Consider the following 17861-nt stretch of genomic DNA (forward strand, 5'->3'; position numbering starts at 1 on the left):
GGCGGGCGCCGCGCGCCTGTGACCGTATGACCCGGGCCGGCCCGCGTGCGGCCGGTACAATCGCGCGATGTCCGAATTGCTCACTTACGGCGGCCTGTTCGCCGTGTCGATGGTCGCCGCGACCCTGTTTCCGCTCCAGTCCGAGGCCGTGCTCGCCGGCCTGCTGCTCGCCGGGCGCGAACCCGTGTGGGCGCTGGTGCTCGTCGCGAGCATCGGCAACGTCGCCGGCTCGGCGATCAACTGGGCGCTCGGGCGCGGCATCGAGCACTTCCGCGACCGCCGCTGGTTCCCGGTCAAACCGGCCGCGCTCGCGCGCGCCGAGCGCTGGTATGGGCGCTACGGCCGCTGGTCGCTGTTGCTGAGCTGGGCGCCGGTGATCGGCGATCCGCTGACGATGATCGCCGGCGTGCTGCGCGAGCCGCTGCCGACCTTTCTCGTCATCGTGACGATCGCGAAGGTCGGCCGTTACCTGGTTATCGCGTGGCTCGTGACGCACTGACTTTCGCTGCCCCGCCCTCCGCCCGCCCGGGCCGCCATCGACGACGCGCCCTAAAGAAATCGCCGAAGTTGCCGTATTAACGGAACCCAAGCGGTGACGCGTGCGTTCCGCCCCCTCTCCCTCCCCACTCAGGATGTTTCATGAGATTGCCCCAATTGGGCCGGGTGAGCGTCGGCGCGCGTCTGGCCGCGCTGGCGTGCGCGCTGGTCGCCCTGCTGTTCACCGTGTTCGCGTGGACGCTCGCTCATTTCGCCGGCCAACAGCTCGCCGAAGAAGCACACATGCGGATCGTCGACAAGGAACGGTCGATCCGCGCGATGGTCGACCTGTTCGACAAGGCGCTGTCCACCGAAGCCGACCGTTCGATGTCGCTGTTCGCGAGCTTTCTGCCGGCCGATTTCTCGCTCGACCCGGCGCGCACCGTCGACATCGGCGGCGTCGCCGCGCCAACCCTCTATGCGGGCGGCCAGCCGCTCGACCTCGATTACTCGATTCCCGACCAGTTCCTGAAGAAAAGCGGCGCGATCGCGACGATCTTCGCGCGCGACGGCGACGAATTCGTGCGCATCACGACGTCGCTGAAAAAGCAGGACGGCGCGCGCGCAGTCGGCACGAAGCTCGACCGCGCCGGCCCCGCGTACGCGCCGCTCGTCGCCGGGCGCAGCTACACGGGCCTCGCGAAGCTGTTCGGCCGGCCGTACATCACGCAGTACAAGCCGGTGACCGATGCGACCGGCCGCGTGATCGGCGCGCTGTTCGTCGGCCTCGACATCGGCGCCGAGCTCAAGCTCGTCGAAGACGGCATCCGTTCGCTGAAGATCGGCGACAACGGGTACTACTTCGTGCTCGATGCGTCGCAGGGCCCGGCGCGCGGCACCTTCGTCGTGCATCCCGACGCGGCCGGCCAGCCTGCCGACGACGCGCGCGCACCGTACGCGCGCATGCTCGCCGCCGGCGAGGGCCGGCTCGCCTACACGTCGACCGACCCGGCCGCGCACGACGTCCGGGCGACCGCCAAATTCGTGTCGTTCACGACGATTCCGCAGTGGCAATGGCTCGTCGGCGGCATCGCGCTCGACGACGAACTGCTCGCGTCCATGCGCGCCACGCGCAACCACTTCCTGATGATCGGCGCCGTGCTCGTCGCGGCGTTCGCGACGCTGTTCGTCATCGTGGTGCGCCGCGTCGTGAGCCGGCCGCTCGATGCCGCGGCCCGGGCCTCCGAACGCTATGCGGCGGGCGATCTCAGCGTGCGCATCCGCGACGGCGCGGATGCGCACGGCGGCGCCGGCCACGACGAAATCGGCCGGCTCGTGCAGGCGGTCGACGGAATCGGCGACGGCCTCGCGCGGATCGTCGCGCAGGTGCGCAACAGCTCGGCCGACATCGCGCGCGGCACGGTCGACATCGCGGCCGGCAGCGGCGACATCGCCGCACGGATCGCAACGCAGGCGAGCAGCGTCGAACAGACGGCGGCCAGCATGGAACAGATCACCGCCGCCGTGCAGCAGAACGCCGAGCATGCGGCGCAGGCCAATGCGCTGGTGGCGGACGCGTCGGCCGCCGCGACGAACGGCGACGCCGCGGTGCAGCGCGTGGTCGCGACGATGGACGACATCGGCCGCGCGACGCGCCGGATCGCCGAGATCACCGGCGCGATCGAAGGCATCGCGTTCCAGACCAACATCCTCGCGCTGAACGCGGCCGTCGAGGCCGCCCGCGCGGGCGAGCACGGCAAGGGCTTCGCGGTGGTCGCGGCCGAAGTGCGCGCGCTCGCGCAGCGCAGCGCGGCCGCGGTCAAGGAGATCGACGCGCTGAGCGCCGAATCGTCGACGACCGTCGAACAGGGTTACCGGATCGCGGACGCCGCGCGCGGCACGATGCGCGACATCGTCGCGCGAGTCGACCAGGTCCGCACGCTGATCGGCGAGATCAGCGCCGCATCCCGCGAGCAATCGACCGGCATCGAGCAGGTGAACCTGGCCGTCACGCAGATCGGCAACGCGACGCAGCAGAATGCGACGCTGATCTCGGATGCCGAACGCGCGGCCGTCGCGCTGCGCGACCAGGCCGCGCAGCTGTCGGACGCGGTCAGCGTGTTCCGGCTCGGCCGCGACGCGTAACGGACGACGGATGATCGACCAGGGCCGGGCGCCTCGCCTACTTCTTGTCGCCCGCCAGGTCGATCGCCTTGTCGGAGCCGACCGCATTGCGCAGCTGGAACTTCTGGATCTTGCCGGTCGACGTCTTCGGCAGCTCGCCGAAGCGCACGGCCTTCGGCACCTTGAAGCCCGCGAGCAGTTGCCGGCAGTGCGCGACGATCTCCTCCTCGGTCGCGCTCGCGCCTTCGCGCAGCTCGACGAACGCGCACGGCACCTCGCCCCATTTCGGGTCGGGCATCGCGACGACGGCCGCGACGGCGACTGCCGGATGGCGGTACAGCGCGTCCTCGACCTCGATGCTCGAAATGTTCTCGCCGCCCGAGATGATGATGTCCTTCTTGCGATCCTTGATCCGGATATAGCCATCCGGCATCAGCACCGCGAGATCGCCGGTATGGAACCAGCCGCCGTGGAACGCATCGTCGGTCGCCTTCGGGTTCTTCAGGTAGCCCTTCATGCAGATGTTGCCGCGGAACATGATCTCGCCGAGCGTCTCGCCGTCGGCCGGCACCGGCGCCATCGTGTCGGGATCGAGCACCGTCGCGCCTGCTTCGAGGTGGTAACGCACGCCCTGCCGCGCATTCAGCCGCGCGCGTTCCTCGTCGGACACGGCTTCCCAGTGCGCCTGCTTCGCGCAGACGGTCGCCGGGCCATACACCTCGGTCAACCCGTACACGTGCAGCAGGTCGAAACCGATCTCCTTCATCTTCGCGATCACGGCCGGCGCGGGCGCCGCACCCGCGACCATCGCGTGCACCGTATGGTCGATTCCTTCACGGAATTCGGCCGGCGCGTTCGCGATCGCGCTCTGCACGATCGGCGCGCCGCAATAATGCGTGATGCGTTCGCGGCGGATCAGGTCGAACACGGTCTTCGCGTCGAACCTGCGCAGGCACACGTTCACGCCCGCGCGCGCCGCGACGGCCCACGGGAAGCACCAGCCGTTGCAGTGGAACATCGGCAGCGTCCACAGATACACCGCGTGCTTCGGCATGTCCCATTCGAGGAGGTTGCTGATCGCCGCGAGATACGCGCCGCGATGGTGGTAGACGACGCCCTTCGGATCGCCGGTCGTGCCGGACGTGTAGTTCAGCGCGATCGCATCCCATTCGTCGGCGGGCGGCGTCCATGCGTAGTCGGCGTCGCCCCCCGCCAGGAACGCCTCATAGTCGGTCGCGCCCGCGAACCGGTCGGGGTCGGCCGGCATCGCATCGGCCACGCTGACGATCTTCAGGCCCGGCACCTCGAGCGCCGCGCGATGCGCGAATTCCGCGTATTCGGTGTCGACGATCAGCACCTTCGCCTCGCCGTGACGGAGCATGAACAGCACCGACGATACGTCGAGGCGCGTGTTGATCGTGTTCAGCACCGCCCCGGCCATCGGCACGCCGAAGTGCGCCTCGACCATCGCCGGGATGTTCGGCAGCATCGCCGCGACGGTGTCGCCGCGGCCGACGCCAGCCTGCGCGAGCGCGCTCGCCAGCTGCTTCGAACGCGTGTAGGTCTCGCCCCACGTGCGCCGCACGTCGCCGTGCACGATCGCAAGGCGCGCCCCGTAGACTTCGGCCGTCCGGACCAGGAAGTCGATCGGGGTGAGCGGCACGTAATTGGCGTCGCGGCGGCCGAGTCCGGCCTCGAACATCTGCGTCATGATCCTGTCTCCCGTGTCCTGTCGACCGGCGTGCATCCACCCCGGATCGTTTTGATGTGGTTCAATTGCCGACAGCCTAACGGGCGCTATTGTGAGCCGTCTGTCATCGAAACGACAGAGTGCCTTTCGAGCGTTGCGCGTTATCCCTATCCTCGCAAACCCGCACCCATGCACGACCAACACGTTGCGCCGCCCGACGCGGCCGCCCACCCGGCCGATACGCTTCCGGAACCCGGCCCGCTTGCGCCGCCGTCGACGCTGTTCGGCCAGTGCGCATGGTTCCGCACGCTCGCGCCCGAACACCAGGCGCTCGTGCTCGCGCAGTCGCACGTCGAGCAATGCGAGGCCGGCGACGTGATCGCACACCGGCTCGCGCCGTCCGAATACTGGATCGGCGTGCACCAGGGGTTGCTGAAGCTCGCGATCTTCAACGTATCGGGCCGCGGCTGCACGTTTTCCGGCGTGCCGTCGGGCGGCTGGTTCGGCGAAGGCAGCGTGATCAAGCGCGAGCTGCGCAAGTACGAGGTCGTCGCGATCCAGCGCTCGACCGTGCTGTTCGTGCCGGTCGACACCTTCCATGCGCTGCTCGATACCAGCCTGCCGTTCACGCGTTTCGTGATCCACCAGCTGAACAACCGGATGGGCGAATTCATCGCGTCGATCCAGAACAGCCGGCTGCTCGACGTCGACGCGCGCGTCGCGCAGGCGCTCGCGCAGCTCTTCAATCCCGACCTGTACCCGGATACCGGCCCGTCGTTGTCGATCTCGCAGGAGGAACTGGGCATGCTCGTCGGCGTATCGCGGCAGCGGATCAACCAGGCGTTGCAGCAGCTCGAGAAGCTCGGTGCGTTGCGGCTCGCGTACAACCAGATCGAGGTCGTCGATCTGGCGGCGCTCGCACGCTTCGGGATGGAGCAGCTTTGAACGCAGCGCGATCAGCGAAACCGTCGCCATCGCGACGCGTGCATTCCGTCTGCAGAATCGGCGAGCCGCTCGCGCCCCCAACCTGACAGTTCCGCCAGTTTCGCGACAGTAACCCGTTCCACGCCGACGCCTATCATTCGGGTTCCCTTCACCGACGCCTGATCACCGCCTGTCCCGCTGCCTCCATGTGGATCGTCAATCTCGCGCTCAAGCGCCCCTACACGTTCATCGTCATGGCCATCATGATCGTGCTGGCCACGCCGCTTGCGCTGATGCGCACACCGGTCGACGTGCTGCCCGCGATCAACATCCCCGTGATCAGCGTGATCTGGAATTACAACGGCTTCTCCGCGACGGAGATGACCAGCCGGATCACGTCCGTCCATGAGCGGATCCTGACGACGACCGTCAACAACATCCAGCACGTCGAATCGACGTCGTTGCCCGGCATCGCGGTCGTGAAGGTGTTCCTGCAGCCGGGCGCGAACGTGCAGACGGCGATCGCGCAGACGGTCTCGTCCGCGCAGGCGATCGTGCGGCAGATGCCCCAGGGCGCGACGCCGCCGCTCGTGATCACCTATTCGGCGTCGAGCATCCCGGTGATCCAGCTCGGGCTGTCGAGCAAGACGCTCAGCGAACAGTCGCTCGCCGACATCGCGCTCAACTTCCTGCGGCCGCAACTGATCACGGTGCCGGGCGTGCAGATCCCGTTCCCGTACGGTGGCCGCACGCGCGTGGTCGCGATCGACCTCGATCCGCAGGCGCTGCTCGCGAAGGGCCTCACGCCGGCCGACATCGTCAACTCGATCAACGCGCAGAACCTCGTGCTGCCGACCGGCACCGCGAAGATGGGCCAGACCGAATACCGGATCGACACGAACGCGTCGGCCGACACGATCGCCGACATCAACGACCTGCCGATCCAGACCGTCAACGGCGCGACGACCTACCTGCGCGAGGTGGCGTCGGTACGCGACGGCTTCGCGCCGCAGACCAACGTCGTGCGCCAGAACGGCCAGCGCGGCGTGCTCATCTCGATCCTGAAAAGCGGCGATGCATCGACGCTCAAGGTCGTGTCCGACCTGAAGGCGCTGCTGCCGAAGGTGATCCCGACGCTGCCCGAAGGACTCACGATCACGCCGCTGTTCGACCAGTCGGTATTCGTCGACGCGGCCGTCCAGGGCGTGATCCACGAAGCGCTGATCGCCGCGGTGCTGACCGCGATGATGATCCTGCTGTTCCTCGGCAACTGGCGCAGCACGCTGATCATCGCGATCTCGATCCCGCTGTCGATCTTCACGTCGCTGATCGCGCTGTCCGCGCTCGGGGAGACGATCAACATCATGACGCTCGGCGGGCTCGCGCTCGCGGTCGGGATCCTGGTGGACGATGCGACCGTCACGATCGAGAACATCGAGCGGCACCTGCATCTCGGCACCAATCTGCACGACGCGATCCTCGAAGGCGCCGGCGAGATCGCGGTGCCCGCGTTCGTGTCGACGCTGTGCATCTGCATCGTGTTCGTGCCGATGTTCTTCCTGACGGGCGTCGCGCGCTTCCTGTTCGTGCCGCTCGCGGAAGCCGTCGTGTTCGCGATGCTCGCGTCGTACGTGCTGTCGCGCACGCTGGTGCCGACGCTCGCGATGCTGCTGTTCCGCCCGCAGCAGGCGAGCACCGGCCCCGACCATTCGACGTCGCGGTTCGCGCGCCTCCATCACGCGTTCAACAACGCGTTCGAGCGGCTGCGTGCGTGGTACATCGTGCTGCTCAGCATCCTGCTCGTGCGCCGCCGCTTCTACGCGATGTGCTTCCTCGGCTTCTGCGTGCTGTCGACGGGCCTGGTATTCGTGCTCGGCCGCGACTTCTTCCCGAACGCCGATTCCGGCAACATCCGGCTGCACATGCGCGCGCCGACCGGCTTCCGGATCGAGGAAACCGCTCGCCTCGCCGATCAGGTCGAACGCGTGATCCGCGAAACCGTGCCGCCCGACGAGCTCGGCGCGATCGTCGACAACCTCGGCCTGCCGGTGAGCGGCATCAACCTGTCGTACAGCAACGCCGGCACGATCGGCACGCTCGACGGCGAGCTGCTGATCGCGCTGAAGCCCGGCCACCGCGCGACCCAGCACTACGTGCAGACGCTGCGCGCGCTGCTGCCCCAGCGCTTCCCGGGCGTCGAGTTCTTCTTCCAGCCGTCGGACATCATCACGCAGATCCTCAACTTCGGCCAGCCGGCCGCCATCGACGTGCAGGTGCTCGGCAACGATCTCGCGAGTAACATGACTATCGCGAGCAGCCTGATGAAAAAGTTCAGGCAAATCCCCGGCGCCGTCGACGTGCACGTGCTGCAACGCAACGACGAGCCGACCCTGCTGGCCGACATGGATCGTACGCGCATGCAGCAGCTCAACCTCTCCGCGCAGAACGTCGCGCAGAACATGCTGATCTCGCTGTCCGGCAGTTCGCAGACGACGCCGTCGTTCTGGATCAACCCGCGCACCGGCGTCCAGTACCCGCTGCAGATCCAGACCCCGCAATACAACATCTCGTCGGTCGACGACCTGCTCGGCACGCCGATCTCGGCGAGCGGCCGCGCGGGCATGCCGCTGCAGCTGCTTGGCAACCTGGTGCAGATGCGCAGCGTCTCCAGCCCGGCGGTGATCACGCACTACAACATCCGCCCGGCGATCGACGTGTACGTGAGCGTCGAGGGGCGCGACCTCGGCGCGGTCGCGGGCGAGATCGACCGCATCGTGTCCGACGCGCGCGCGACGCTGCCGCGCGGCACCGACCTGACGATGCGCGGCCAGATCGAGACGATGCGCACGTCGTATATCGGCCTCGGCGCGGGCGTCGCGATGGCGATCGTGCTCGTCTACCTGCTGATCGTCGTCAATTTCCAGTCGTGGCTCGACCCGCTGATCATCATCAGCGCGATGCCGGCCGCGCTCGCCGGCATCGCATGGATGCTGTTCATCACCGGCACGCACCTGAGCGTGCCCGCGCTGACCGGCGCGATCATGACGGTCGGCGTCGCGACCGCGAACAGCATTCTGGTCGTGTCGTTCGCGCGCCAGCGCCTCGCGGCCGGCGCGCCGCCGCTGACCGCCGCGCTGGAAGCCGGCGCGACGCGGATCCGGCCGGTGCTGATGACGGCGCTCGCGATGATCATCGGGATGGTGCCGATGGCGCTCGGTCTCGGCGAAGGCGCCGAGCAGAACGCGCCGCTCGGCCGCGCGGTGATCGGCGGGCTGCTGTTCGCGACCGTTTCGACGTTGCTGTTCGTGCCGCTCGTGTTCGGCGGCGTGCATGCGCGGCTGGCCCGCCGGCGCGCGCGCCGGGCCGGACACTGACTTTCGCCCCACTACCCGGTTGAATTGGTTGAATTCATGGAAGAGAAACATCACAGCTCCGTCGGCATCCAGGTGGACGAACACGGCATGCACCTGCCGACGCGCACGTCGGTGTCGCGGCGCGGGCGCATCGTCCTGATCGTGATCGGCGTGCTACTGGCCGCCGGTGCCGCGCGCACGATCGTCGTCAACGTGCTGAACCGCAACCGGCTCGACGCGGTCGCCGAGCAGAACACGCGCCAGTACGTGAGCGTCGTGCATCCGGTCGACGCGGCGACCGGCGGCAAGCTGACGCTGCCCGGCACGCTGCGCGGCTTCGTGGAGGCGCCGATCTACGCGCGGGCGAGCGGCTACGTGCTGCGCTGGCAGGCCGACATCGGCGCGCACGTGAAGCAGGGGCAAACGCTCGCCGAACTCGACACGCCCGAGCTGAACCAGGAACTTGCGCAGGCCACCGCGCAACGCCAGCAGGCGCAGGCCGCGCTCGCGCTCGCGAAGACGTCGTTCGACCGCGCACAGCAACTGCGCCAGCGCGATGCCGTGTCGCAGCAGGAACTCGACGACCGGCAAGGCGCGTTCAACCAGGGCACCGCGAACCTCGCCGCGGCCGATGCGAACATGCGCCGGCTCACCGAGCTGAAGGGGTTCCAGCGGATCGTCGCGCCGATCGACGGGATCGTCACGCAGCGCAACGTCGACGTCGGCGATCTCGTCAGCTCCGGCAACGCGGGCCGCTCGCTGTTCACGGTCGTGCAGGCCGACCGGCTGCGCCTGTACGTGCAGGTGCCGCAGGCCTACGCGCAGCAGGTGAAGGTCGGCCAGCACGTGAGCGTCGCGCAGGCCGAGCTGCCGGGCCGGACCTTCGACGGCACGATCACGCGCACGTCCGAGGCGATCGACGTCGCGACGCGCTCGCTGCAGAGCGAGATCACGCTGCCGAACCCGGACGGCCGGCTGCTGCCCGGCGCTTACGTGCAGGCCACGCTGCCGATGACGCCGATCGGCCGCCTGCAGGTGCCGGCCAATACGCTGCTGTTCCGCGGTGAAGGCCCGACCGTCGCGACCGTCGATGCGAACGGGCTGGTCCATCTGAAGCAGGTGACGGTCGTGCGCACGATCGGCCAGACGCTCGAAGTCGACGGCCCGCTCACGCCGAACGATCGCCTCGTCGCGAACCCGAGCGACGCGCTCGCGAACGGCGACAAGGTGGTCGTGCAGGCGCCGCCGGCACAACCCGCCTCTTCCGTCGCGGGAGCCAAGTCGTGATCGCGATGCGCGCCCGCGTGCGGCCCGTGGCGCTCGCCGCCGTCGCGGCAGCGGCCCTCGCCGGCTGCGCCGTCGGCCCGGACTACCAGCGCCCGGCCGTCGACACGCCGGCCGCGTGGCGGCTCGATCCGGCCGATGCGTACTGGCACCCGGCCGCGCCCGCCCGTGCGCCGCTCGATCCGGCATGGTGGAGCGCGTTCGGCGACCCACAGCTCGACGCGCTGGAAGCCGATGCACTGCGCAACAACCAGAACCTGAAGGCGGTGACCGCGCGCTACGACCAGGCGAAGGCGACGCTCGCGTCGGTCGCGTCCGCGCAGTATCCGGCGGTGGGCCTGAACGCGAGCGGTCAGCGCTTCAAGATCTCTGCCGACCGGCCGCAGACCAATTACGCGACGCAAAGCATGTCGACCGTGCAGAACGACATCCAGGTCGGCGCCGCCGTCAGCTACGAGCTCGACCTGTTCGGCCGCGTGCGGCGCAGCGTCGAATCCGCGCAGGCGACCACCGAGCAGGCGCGCGACGATTTCGCGAACGCGCGCCTCGTGCTGACCGCCGATCTCGCATCGAGCTATTTCGCGCTGCGCGAGCTCGACAGCGAAATCGACGTCGTCAAGCGCTCGATCGACCTGCAGCAGAAGGCGCTCGACTACGTGAGCGCGCGCCACGACCTCGGCGCGGTGTCGGGCCTCGATCTGCTGCAGCAACGTTCGCAACTCGACGCGACGCGCACGCAGGCGCAGTTGCTGCTCCAGCAGCGCGTGCAGGTCGAAACCGCGATCGCGACGCTGGTCGGCACGCCGGCCCCCGGATTCTCGCTGCCGCCGCGCGTGGTGCCGATCAATGCGCCGGCGCTGCCGACCGGCATGCCGAGCGACCTGCTGCAGCGGCGGCCCGACGTCGCATCGGCCGAACGCGCGATGGCCGCCGCGAATGCGCAGATCGGCGTCGCGCGCGCCGCGTATTTCCCGCGCATCACGCTGTCGCCCGACATCGGCTGGGATGCGACGCGTTTTGCGGGCCTGTTCACCGTGCCGGCGCTGCTGTGGTCGATCGGCGGGTCGCTCAGCCAGCCGCTGTTCGAAGGCGGCAAGCTGAAGGCCGGCGTCGATTTCGCGCAGGCCGGCTACGTTGCCGCGCAGGCCAGCTACCGGCAGACCGTGCTCACCGCGTTCCAGGAGGTGCAAAATGCGGTCACGGGCCTGTCGGTCCTCGCCGAAGCCGCGCAGCAGGCATCGGCGGCCGTCGACGACGCGCGCAAGCTCGTATCGCTCGCGCAGGACCGCTACGCGGGCGGCCTGACGCCGTTCATCGACGTGCTGACGGCCCAGCAGCAACTGCTGACGAGCGAGCGCCAGGCCGTGCAGATCCAGGGCCAGCGCGCGGCGCTTGTCGTGTTTCTCGCGAAGGCCCTCGGCGGCGGCTGGGACGGCGCTGCGACGAACGGCCCCGCGCCGTCCGACGTCGCGGCGGCAGGCCCGCAGCGCACCGCGGGCGTCGGCCCTTAACCCGGTTACGCGGAATACGAACATGAAAGTGCTGATCGTCGAAGACGAACCGAAAGTCGTCGAATACCTGAAGAGCGGCCTGACCGAGGAAGGCTGGGTCGTCGATACCGCGCTCGACGGCGAGGACGGCGCATGGAAAGCCGTCGAATTCGACTACGACGTGGTCGTGCTCGACGTGATGCTGCCGAAGCTCGACGGCTTCGGCGTGCTGCGCGCGTTGCGCGCGCAGAAGCAGACGCCCGTCATCATGCTGACCGCGCGCGACCGTGTCGACGATCGCGTGCGCGGGCTGCGCGGCGGCGCCGACGACTACCTGACCAAACCGTTCTCGTTCCTCGAACTGATCGAACGGCTGCGCGCGCTCACGCGCCGCGCACGCGTGCAGGAATCGACGCTGATCTCGATCGGCGACCTGCGCGTCGACCTGATCGGCCGCCGCGCGACGCGCGACGGCACGCGGCTCGACCTGACCGCGCAGGAATTCCAGCTGCTCGGCGTGCTCGCGCGGCGCAGCGGCGAAGTGCTGTCGAAGACGACGATCGCCGAACTCGTGTGGGACGTAAACTTCGACAGCAACGCGAACGTCGTCGAGACGGCGATCAAGCGCCTGCGCGCAAAACTCGACGGCCCGTTCGCGGACAAGCTGCTGCACACGATCCGCGGCATGGGCTACGTGCTCGAGGCGCGCGAAGACGGCGACACGGAGCGGCGGGCATGAAACGCTCGATCATCCTGCGGCTCTCGGCGATGTTCGGCATCGTGTCGCTGCTCGTGTTCACGCTGGTCGGCTGCGGGCTGTTCGTGATGATGGAGCGCCAGCTGTTCGCCGAGTTGCGCGCGACGATCGACACGCGCGCGAAGGTCGCCGAGATGATCGTGTCGCACGCGACCACGGCTGCACGCGGCCGACTGATGCAGGAAAAACTCGCCGATCTCGAACCGCCCGACGGCTCGACGCACTACCAGATCATCAGCGACAACCCGGCGTTCCGCTTCGGCAACCCCGTCAACGGCGTGCCGCTCGACCCGCCGTTCGGCGCATTCCAGCGCTACGAACTCAACGACAGCAGCTACGCGGTGATGACGAAGACCATCACGCTGGCCGGCGCCGGCGAACGGCCGACGCTGCAACTGGTCGTCGCGACGTCGTGCGAGCGGACGCAGCGGATGCTGCGCCGCTTCGGCTGGACGCTCGCCGCGCTGATCGCGACGGCCACCGTCATCACGCTGCTGTTGAGCCGCGCGGTCGCGCGCTTCGGGCTCGCGCCGCTCGACCGGCTGTCGCAGGACGCGGCGAGCGTCAGCGCGACGAACCGCCGCCAGCGGCTGCAGACCGATGCGCTGCCGACCGAGCTGCGCGATCTCGCGACGTCGTTCAACGGCGCGCTCGAACGCATCCAGCAAACCTACGCGCGGCTCGAAGCGTTCAACGCGGACGTCGCGCACGAGCTGCGCACGCCGATCAGCATCCTGATCGGCCAGACCCAGGTCGCGCTGACGAGTCGCGACCGCTCGGTCGACCGGATGCGCCAGACGCTGCAGTCGAACCTCGAGGAATTCGAGCGGCTGCGCGTGATCATCAACGACATGCTGTTCCTGTCGCGCAGCGACCGCGGCGAACGCGCGACCGACCTGAAGGACGTGTCGCTCGCCGACGAGGTGCGGCGCATGCTCGACTTCCTCGAAATCCCGCTCGACGAGGCGCAGTTGCACGCCGAACTGCACGGCGATGCGCGCGCGGCCGTCGATCCGTCGCTGTTCCGCCGCGCGATGACGAACCTGCTGATCAACGCGATCCAGCATTCGGCACCCGGCGCGACGCTGAACGTAACGATCACGCGCCGCGACACGCTCATCGACATGGCCGTGTCGAACCCCGGCGAACCGATCGACCCGGTACAGCGCTCGCACGTGTTCGAGCGCTTCTACCGGCTCGAGGAAGCACGCGCGAACAGCAAGGAGAACCACGGGCTCGGCCTGTCGATCGTCAAGGCCGTGGCCGAGATGCACGGCGGCGGCGTGTTCGTCGCGTGCGCGGGCGGCGTCAATACGTTCGGCTTCTCGGTGTCGACGCAACCCTGCTCGGGCGGCCCGCTGCGCCCGGCCGACGCAGCCGGTCCGGCCGATGCGCACGATGCGCGGCCGGCCCACGCGCCGCGCGCCCTGCACTGACGGCGGCCACACGCCGCCGAGGGCAGTTTTCTTCAATACGGGCCGAAACGGCTCCCGTAGTCTCGATGCGACTTTCGACATTTCGCATGGAGACCCCTGATGAGCATGCTGGTTTCGATGGCCGCGTTCGCGCTCGCCTCTTCGATCACCCCCGGTCCCGTCAACATCGTCGCGCTCAGCGCGGGCGCCCGCCACGGGCTCGGCGCGAGCCTGCGCTACGCGGCCGGCGCGACGCTGGGCTTCGTCGCGCTCTTTCTGCTGATCGGCCTCGGCCTGCACGCGGCGCTCGCGCGCTGGCCCGTGCTGACGACCGCCACGCAATGGGCCGGGATCGCATTCCTGCTATACATGGCGCTGCGGCTCGCGCTCGACGACGGCCGGCTGTCAGCCGATCCGGACGTGGCCGGCCCGTCGGCGGCGGCCGGCGCAGCGATGCAGTGGCTCAACCCGAAGGCGTGGCTCGCGTGCGTGGCCGCGATGGGCGCGTATGCGGCCGATGGCGACCGCGCGCAGGTCTGGCAATTCGCCGCGCTGTATCTGGTGATCTGCTTCGCGTCGATCGCCTGCTGGGCGTATGCGGGCGCGTCGCTGCGGCACCGGCTCGCGAACGCACGGCGCATGCGCGTATTCAACCGGCTGATGGCATTGCTGCTCGCGGGCAGCGCGCTGTTTCTGCTCGACGTGTAGCTGCAGCCGCGCAACTCAGCGCATCGCGCTGCGGTATTGCCCGGGCGTCGCGGCGGCAATCCGCCGGAATGCGCGCTGGAAATGCGCCTGGTCCGCAAAGCCGGCATCGAGCGCGACTTCGGCGATCGGCCGGCCGCGACGCAGCTCGGTACGGCCGTACTGCACGCGGCGATCGATCAGGAATGCATGCGGCGTCATCCCGTAGCGCGCGTTGAAAGCGCGGATCAGGTAGGACGGCGACAGGTCGGCCGCCGCACAGATCGCATCGAGCGTGACGCCCTCGCGGCAATGCGCGGCGATGTAGTCGGCCGCGCGCGCGAGTTTGGCGTTGTCGTCGCCTGGCCGCGGGTCGGGCAGCTCGCGATCGAGCGCGCCGTGCAGCGCGGTGAAGAATTCGACGGCCGCGCTCTCCTTTCCCAGCGGCTCGGCGGCAGGCGACACGAGTGTGCGGTAGAAACCGCCAAATTGCGCGAACAGGTCGCCCCGCTCGGTCAACTTCGGTGAAAAGCCGCGAAAATCCGTGTTCGGATCGTCGCCCAGCGAATGCTGCAGCCGCGCGAGCCACGGCACGTCGACATAGACCATCCGGTACGCCCACGCATCGGGGCCGTACGGGTTGCACGCATGCACCTGTTCCGGATCGATGATCACGAGCACGCCGCGCCCGACCTGTTCGTTCGTCGCACCGTTCATGTAGGTGCTGGTACCGCCGACGATCGCGCCCACCGAAAACGTGTCGTGCGTGTGCTTCGCGTAACAGATCTCGCGCCCGTCATCGACCGTGCGCGCCTCGATGAACGGCAGCGCGGCGTCGCGCCAGAACGGCGACGGGTCGATGGATCGGTTGGCGGTACGGCTCACGCGGCGGGCTCCCGGTTCGGACGGCGAACGCTCACCGTACAAGACTGTGCGACGCCGCGCAACCGGATCGCCGGATCGCCGGATCGCCGAACCGCCGAACCGCCGGACCGCCGGACCGCCGGCTTCGACACCGGACCGCGCCGTTTCGCCTAAGCTTTGAGTTCCGGCCGCCGCGGCACGCGCGCCGGGTCCCGTTCACCCTTCCCCCGTCACGCACATGCAAATCGATCTGAAAGGCAAGACCGCGGTCGTCACCGCCTCCACCGCCGGCATCGGGCTCGCGATCGCCGAAGGGCTCGCCCAAGCCGGCGCGCGCGTCGTCGTCAACGGCCGCAGCGACGCGTCGGTGCAGTCCGCGCTCGCGAAACTGCGCGACGCCGTGCCCGGCGCAAGCTTCGACGGGGTCGCCGCCGACCTGTCCGACGCAGCCGGCGTCGCGCGCGTCACGCAGCACACGCCCGATGCCGACATCCTCGTCAACAACGCGGGCATCTACGGCCTGAAGGCGTTCTTCGACATCGACGACGCAGAATGGGAACATTATTTCCAGATGAACGTGATGTCCGGCGTGCGGCTCGCGCGGCATTACCTGAAAGGGATGATCGAACGCAATGCCGGTCGCATCGTGTTCATTTCGTCGGAATCGGGCCTGAACATCCCGGTCGACATGATTCATTACGGGTTCACGAAAACCGCGCAGTTATCGATCGCGCGCGGCCTCGCGAAGCTCGCGGCCGGCACGAACGTGACCGTCAACTCGGTGCTGCCGGGGCCGACGATGTCGGAAGGCGTGCGCGCGATGCTGAAGGCGCAGGCCGACGAAACGGGCCGCAGCATCGACGACGTCGCGGTCGATTTCGTGCGCACCGAGCGGGCGACCTCGATCATCCAGCGGCCGGCGTTGCCCGAGGAAATCGCGAACCTGGTCGTGTACGTGTGTTCGCCGCTGGCTTCGGCGACGACGGGCGCCGCGCTGCGCGCCGACGGCGGCGTGCTCGACACGATCGCATGACGCCAGCCGGCGCGTTGCGCGGGGGCGGCGCGCGCCGCCGCGCTAGCGCGAGGCGGCCTTGCCCGGCTGGAGCGTGCCCTTGCGGTCGGCGTCCATGCAGGAATCGAAGCCGTACTGCGTGACGACGCCGGCCTTGTCGAAGACGACGAAGTACGACCGGTGATCGTTGCCGTGCTCGATGAAGTAGTTGTAGCAGACGCCGCTGCCGTTGCGGACCATCCAGACGCTGCGCGGGTTGCCGGCGGCGCGGACGACGTCGGCGCGCGTCGCGCCGTGCCGCGACGCGGCCCGTGCAAGCGGCGTGCGCGAATACGAAAACGGCAGCCACGAGTCGAACCACGCGCAGCCGTGCAACATCAGGCAACTGGCGGCCAGGGACAGCGTTGCCGCGGGACGGGACATCGGAATCAATCGCATGCTTGGGAAAATCTGCTGCGCCATGCCGGCGTGATCGAAAGCCCCATGCTACTAGACCTTTGGGTCCGGATCGAAAAGAAATATAGAGAACCGTATACGAATTCCTGCATTGCCGGCTTTCGCGCAAACCGGATCGCGACCGACCGTTCCGGCAGGATCGATGCGCGTACACGCATCGATCCTGCCGCGCCGCTTCGTCAAAGCGGCGCGACGGCCTGCCTCTTCAGGCGATCCATTCGGCCCACAGCATCGTGAGCACCGTCATCAGCGCCGGGCCGACGAACAGCCCGATCAGGCCGAACGTCTCGGCGCCGCCGAGGATGCCGAACAGCACGAGCAGGAACGGCAGCCGCGCCGAACTGCCGATCAGCACCGGCCGCACGAAATGCTCGGCGATGAACACGACGATGAACCCGAGCGCCGCCACCACGACGGCCCACATGGTCGCCCCCTGTACGAACAGCCAGAGCGCCGCACCGCAGAACACGACCGGCGCGCAGAACGGCAGCATCGCGGCGACCGCCGTGACGAGGCCGAGCAGCGCCGCGTGCGGAACGCCCGCGAGCGCATAGGCGACGCCGAGCAGCGCGCCCTCGCCGAGCCCGACGACGACGAGCCCCGTCACCGTGCCGAATACGGCCGCGACCATGCGCTCGATCAGTTCCGCGCCGTTGCGCCCGAACGCGCGCCGCGCCCCCTGCAGCAACGCCCCCGACAGCTTGTGGCCGGCACGCAGGATCACGAACAGCGTAACGAGCATGAAACCGAATTCGAGCAGCCCGTGCGCGAGCTTCGTGCCGAACTGCCGGCCGAACGCGATGAACTTCTCGCCGTTGACGCCGTGCATCGCGCTGGCTGCGTGCAGCGGATGGCCGAGATTGGCCTGCCACCATTCGGTGATCTGCGCCGCGCCGTACGGCAACCGGCTGACCACATCCGGCAACGGGATGCCGTTGTCCTGGATCGTGCGCAGCCACTCGCGCAGGTCATGCGCCTGCGCGATCGCCTGGGTCGCCGCGACCGCCACCGGCAGCACGACGAGCAGCGAAATCCCTGCGGTGATGACGGTCGCGATCAGCGTCGGCCGGTCACGGAACAGCCGGTGCGATTCGAAGCGCTTCAGCAGCGGCCACATCGCGATGGCGATCACGCAGGCCCACGCGATGGCAGGAAGGAAATCGCGGATCACCCACAGCGCGAGCACCAGCAGCGCCGCATACAGCGCGACGCGGGCGATCTGCTGCACGCGCGGCCGCGTGGCGGAATCGTGAGACGACGGGACATGTGCGCCCATGGCACCTCTGTCGAAATGGAAAAATGGCGGTTCGCGCAGGCATCCGGCCGGCACG

Annotated in this window: 14 protein-coding genes; 10 read left to right on the forward strand and 4 right to left on the reverse strand. The window is 68.7% G+C overall.

The window, feature by feature from the left end:
* Window positions 1-67: 67 nt before the first annotated feature.
* Window positions 68-499 (forward strand): YqaA family protein, encoded by a 432-nt coding sequence (locus ACWMMN_RS24955; RefSeq protein ID WP_340625012.1) that lies wholly within the window; start codon window positions 68-70, stop codon window positions 497-499.
* A gap of 140 nt (window positions 500-639) precedes the next feature.
* Window positions 640-2622 carry a methyl-accepting chemotaxis protein gene (locus ACWMMN_RS24960; RefSeq protein ID WP_059240676.1) on the forward strand — a complete coding sequence of 661 codons (1983 nt, stop codon included), beginning with the start codon at window positions 640-642 and terminating at the stop codon, window positions 2620-2622.
* Between the two features lie 37 nt (window positions 2623-2659).
* Here ACWMMN_RS24960 and ACWMMN_RS24965 read toward each other — a convergent pair whose 3' ends face one another.
* Window positions 2660-4312, reverse strand: a complete 1653-nt coding sequence (locus ACWMMN_RS24965) for an acyl-CoA synthetase (protein WP_059240677.1) — start codon at window positions 4310-4312, stop codon at window positions 2660-2662.
* 168 nt (window positions 4313-4480) lie between these two features.
* Here ACWMMN_RS24965 and ACWMMN_RS24970 point away from each other — a divergent pair, with 168 nt between their 5' ends.
* From ACWMMN_RS24970 to ACWMMN_RS25000, 7 genes are all read left to right on the forward strand, one after another.
* On the forward strand, window positions 4481-5236 hold the full coding sequence (locus ACWMMN_RS24970) for a Crp/Fnr family transcriptional regulator (protein WP_256086436.1): 756 nt from the start codon (window positions 4481-4483) through the stop codon (window positions 5234-5236).
* A 185-nt stretch (window positions 5237-5421) separates the two neighbouring features.
* A complete protein-coding gene (locus tag ACWMMN_RS24975; RefSeq protein ID WP_059240679.1) occupies window positions 5422-8589 on the forward strand; it encodes an efflux RND transporter permease subunit in 3168 nt (1055 codons plus the stop codon).
* 36 nt (window positions 8590-8625) lie between these two features.
* The gene (locus ACWMMN_RS24980) at window positions 8626-9855 is read left to right on the forward strand and encodes an efflux RND transporter periplasmic adaptor subunit (protein WP_059240680.1); all 1230 of its coding nucleotides are present in this window, start codon (window positions 8626-8628) and stop codon (window positions 9853-9855) included.
* A 5-nt stretch (window positions 9856-9860) separates the two neighbouring features.
* Window positions 9861-11363, forward strand: a complete 1503-nt coding sequence (locus ACWMMN_RS24985; protein ID WP_486424097.1) for an efflux transporter outer membrane subunit — start codon at window positions 9861-9863, stop codon at window positions 11361-11363.
* Between the two features lie 22 nt (window positions 11364-11385).
* Entirely contained in the window at window positions 11386-12081 is a 696-nt protein-coding gene (locus ACWMMN_RS24990) for a heavy metal response regulator transcription factor (RefSeq protein WP_009688307.1), read from the forward strand.
* Window positions 12078-13535, forward strand: a complete 1458-nt coding sequence (locus ACWMMN_RS24995) for a heavy metal sensor histidine kinase (protein WP_059240681.1) — start codon at window positions 12078-12080, stop codon at window positions 13533-13535. Before ACWMMN_RS24990 ends, ACWMMN_RS24995 begins: the two co-directional genes overlap by 4 nt.
* Window positions 13536-13634: 99 nt before the next feature.
* Window positions 13635-14222 carry a LysE family translocator gene (locus ACWMMN_RS25000; RefSeq protein ID WP_059240682.1) on the forward strand — a complete coding sequence of 196 codons (588 nt, stop codon included), beginning with the start codon at window positions 13635-13637 and terminating at the stop codon, window positions 14220-14222.
* A gap of 15 nt (window positions 14223-14237) precedes the next feature.
* Here the strand turns inward: ACWMMN_RS25000 and ACWMMN_RS25005 are convergent, their stop codons facing one another.
* The gene (locus ACWMMN_RS25005; protein WP_059240683.1) at window positions 14238-15083 is read right to left on the reverse strand and encodes an AraC family transcriptional regulator; all 846 of its coding nucleotides are present in this window, start codon (window positions 15081-15083) and stop codon (window positions 14238-14240) included.
* Window positions 15084-15300: 217 nt separating this feature from the next.
* On the opposite strand from ACWMMN_RS25005, the gene ACWMMN_RS25010 reads away from it, so the two are divergent.
* Window positions 15301-16095, forward strand: a complete 795-nt coding sequence (locus ACWMMN_RS25010) for an SDR family NAD(P)-dependent oxidoreductase (RefSeq protein WP_059240684.1) — start codon at window positions 15301-15303, stop codon at window positions 16093-16095.
* A 42-nt stretch (window positions 16096-16137) separates the two neighbouring features.
* On the opposite strand, the gene ACWMMN_RS25015 is transcribed toward ACWMMN_RS25010, so the two are convergent.
* Window positions 16138-16512, reverse strand: a complete 375-nt coding sequence (locus ACWMMN_RS25015; protein ID WP_059241002.1) for a hypothetical protein — start codon at window positions 16510-16512, stop codon at window positions 16138-16140.
* 223 nt (window positions 16513-16735) lie between these two features.
* A complete protein-coding gene (locus ACWMMN_RS25020) occupies window positions 16736-17806 on the reverse strand; it encodes an AI-2E family transporter (RefSeq protein WP_059240685.1) in 1071 nt (356 codons plus the stop codon).
* Window positions 17807-17861: the final 55 nt, after the last annotated feature.

The organism is Burkholderia cepacia complex sp. TUM26381 (assembly GCF_057439935.1).

Excerpts from the sequence above, each read along its gene's own strand:
- ACWMMN_RS24955 (WP_340625012.1), top strand. The coding sequence starts at position 68 with ATGTCCGAATTGCTCACTTACGGCGGCCTGTTCGCCGTGTCGATGGTC.
- ACWMMN_RS24960 (WP_059240676.1), top strand. The coding sequence starts at position 640 with ATGAGATTGCCCCAATTGGGCCGGGTGAGCGTCGGCGCGCGTCTGGCC.
- ACWMMN_RS24965 (WP_059240677.1), bottom strand. The coding sequence starts at position 4,312 with ATGACGCAGATGTTCGAGGCCGGACTCGGCCGCCGCGACGCCAATTAC.
- ACWMMN_RS24970 (WP_256086436.1), top strand. The coding sequence starts at position 4,481 with ATGCACGACCAACACGTTGCGCCGCCCGACGCGGCCGCCCACCCGGCC.
- ACWMMN_RS24975 (WP_059240679.1), top strand. The coding sequence starts at position 5,422 with ATGTGGATCGTCAATCTCGCGCTCAAGCGCCCCTACACGTTCATCGTC.
- ACWMMN_RS24980 (WP_059240680.1), top strand. The coding sequence starts at position 8,626 with ATGGAAGAGAAACATCACAGCTCCGTCGGCATCCAGGTGGACGAACAC.
- ACWMMN_RS24985 (WP_486424097.1), top strand. The coding sequence starts at position 9,861 with ATGCGCGCCCGCGTGCGGCCCGTGGCGCTCGCCGCCGTCGCGGCAGCG.
- ACWMMN_RS24990 (WP_009688307.1), top strand. The coding sequence starts at position 11,386 with ATGAAAGTGCTGATCGTCGAAGACGAACCGAAAGTCGTCGAATACCTG.
- ACWMMN_RS24995 (WP_059240681.1), top strand. The coding sequence starts at position 12,078 with ATGAAACGCTCGATCATCCTGCGGCTCTCGGCGATGTTCGGCATCGTG.
- ACWMMN_RS25000 (WP_059240682.1), top strand. The coding sequence starts at position 13,635 with ATGAGCATGCTGGTTTCGATGGCCGCGTTCGCGCTCGCCTCTTCGATC.
- ACWMMN_RS25010 (WP_059240684.1), top strand. The coding sequence starts at position 15,301 with ATGCAAATCGATCTGAAAGGCAAGACCGCGGTCGTCACCGCCTCCACC.
- ACWMMN_RS25015 (WP_059241002.1), bottom strand. The coding sequence starts at position 16,512 with ATGCGATTGATTCCGATGTCCCGTCCCGCGGCAACGCTGTCCCTGGCC.
- ACWMMN_RS25020 (WP_059240685.1), bottom strand. The coding sequence starts at position 17,806 with ATGGGCGCACATGTCCCGTCGTCTCACGATTCCGCCACGCGGCCGCGC.